The sequence below is a fragment of the Tistlia consotensis USBA 355 genome (genome assembly GCF_900177295.1).
In the GTDB taxonomy this organism is placed as follows: Bacteria; Pseudomonadota; Alphaproteobacteria; order Kiloniellales; family DSM-21159; genus Tistlia; species Tistlia consotensis.
This window is the reverse complement of record NZ_FWZX01000070.1, coordinates 1-2288: the sequence shown is the minus strand read 5'-3', so window position 1 is coordinate 2288 and position 2288 is coordinate 1. Positions and strand designations below refer to the sequence as shown.

Below are 2288 nucleotides of genomic sequence, written 5' to 3'. Positions count from 1 at the left end.
CCGCAAAACCAGGGCAACGGCCCACATCCCCTCGCCGACAGCCCCGATCTGAGCCCGCCGGCGCGGAAAATCGCTCCTATTTCCGCAGCCTGCTAACTTAAATGGCCTTCTCGCACATACTCACGTCACCATCGCCACACGTTCGCTCAACAACGAGAGGAAGACATCATACCATAATATGATCAATGCGCACTCCTAAATAATCCCGAAGTGCGCGAATAAGTTTTATGGTCCCCATAACGTCTTCCAAAACAGCCTTCCCAACCACAAATTCCCTCAATTTGTACTTTCCTTCCCGCGAGAATTCTCGATGCTTCCGTCCGTTAGCCTCGACAGTTTTCGTCACTGCCTGTGGTTCTTTATTTAAAAAATCCAAAAGCAATCGCTCCGAAACAAGATCCTCAACTTCCCAGTCCAGACCGTCGAAGGGAGCATTCCCGAGTTCAAAACGCTCGCGCAAACTCAGATTTCCCTCTCCAGATGACAGCGGCATGATCGGTCGCAGGAGAAAGAGGTCTTTGTATTTCTGTAGTCGGCGATCAAATCGGCATGCCGCATCAATTCCACGCTGACCCGCCCTATCATTGTCATACAAGCCTATAAATCGGTAGCGCAGCGCTCCATCTCTATCCCGATCAAAATCCGCAGCTTGCCTGATCGCGTTCAGTCGCCGATTTACTCCATCTACGCCGCCATCATCGCCCTTCCCCGCAGCCAAAATCGCTATATCGCCCCCCAAAATCGGTACCCTATATTCCTCGTAGTACAAGGCTGCCGCGTGCCACAGAAGGGCAACATCCGATTCCCCCTCAACTATCACATTGTGCGAGCAGAGCTTCCATCCAAAGCCAGCAGCCAAGCTCTCAGTGATTCCGTCCACCGGATCACCTCAACTTTGTACTGCTGTGATGGGGCGGAGTAGAGGCCCGTTGTGGCCAAACGAAATGTACCCCCTGATGACCGAGCCCGGAGCAAAGCTTTGACGTGAAAACTCCTGAGGCCTAAAAGGTACCTTAGTATCCTGTAGCTCACGAATTTTCGCTATGCGGCGGCTCTCGTCTCCAGCAACTATCCTTGCGGTGACCTGTCTTCTGCTCATTCGATCAGGTGTCAGAAGCCATCGGAGTCGATCAGGTACTTCGACGTAGTGATCCCCCTCTTTCCAAAGCCGCCTCAGCTCGCGGAAGAGCCTTTCAGCTTCATGATGCCTGCCGCACTGCTGCAGCAGTAACGCAAACTCCAGACGCATTTGCGGGCTAAAGACGGTCGCCCCATCCTGTAGCGCTTGAAGCAACTCCAATTGACTCTCAAAATTATAAGACTCATCTAATACAGTCAGAGAATACCGTAGACGTACCGCCTGCGGGTTCCCGTGAAGGAGAGGGTGTGAAAGGAGTTTCGCCGCTTGAATCCGATTTCCGCTCGGGAAATCTCCGAGCCCCATTCCCTCAGTCCGCCGGACATCGCGCGCTAAAGCGACAATGGCCAAGATCAGAGCATCCACTTCGGAACTAGGATCTTTTCTCAAATGACTGTCTAGTTCGAGATTAAGCAATATTCCGATCGCGCTGTCGGCGAGCTTTGCCAGCGCAAACCTCCTCTGTCCCGACCGATCTCGATCCATTGCGGCGTACACAATATTGAGAACCTCGATGGCGTTACCGCCTGCCTTCTCCGGCAGCATTTTCGCATCACTAATGAGACTCCTGGCATATGTCTCCACGACAAAGGAGTTGTCAGGATTGGCACGATAGGCTCGTTGAGTTGCGTCATGTGCCTTATTCCTCAACGCGATAATGCGCACCTCCGAAGCGCCACGCTTAACCTCCTCATCCGCAAGATCTTGATAGGCATGAGCAAGGGAGTTGTACAGATTAAGGTCACTCTCGCCCTCTGGAGTAGCAGGAATGAAGTCTAGCGCGTATTGAATGTCTCCGATCGCTCTCTCGAGCAACTGCACTCGCTCATCGGAATCAATCGGGAAGTAATCTTCCTGCTTCGCAATACGCCGTCTCGATACAGCCGAATGATGTAGAAAGGCGCGACTCGTCCCGCGTACGGTCTTTGGCATTTCATCTAGGGCAGCAAGTGCCTCACGCCAAAATGGCACGAAATTCGCGTGACCATGGTCCGGATCAATTTTAAATATCGATATCGCAAACTCCTCCGCGATAGCCCTATTTACAGCCTGCCCTAGCAGGGTGCGGAAATAGAGGCGCTTCGTCGCGCCGGCGGGCTCGAGTCGGAGCTCTCGGCGAGGCGGACTTGGGCTGTTGCCGCGGTTTTGC

General features: G+C 53.1%; 2 protein-coding genes. Both read right to left on the bottom strand.

Annotated features, from left to right (window positions below; translation table 11 throughout):
- Window positions 1-166 precede the first annotated feature (166 nt).
- A complete protein-coding gene (locus B9O00_RS32910) occupies window positions 167-880 on the bottom strand; it encodes a hypothetical protein (RefSeq protein WP_143596445.1) in 714 nt (237 codons plus the stop codon).
- A gap of 9 nt (window positions 881-889) precedes the next feature.
- A partial coding sequence (locus tag B9O00_RS33325) for a hypothetical protein (protein WP_200808730.1) occupies window positions 890-2288 on the bottom strand: 1399 nt, incomplete at its 5' end.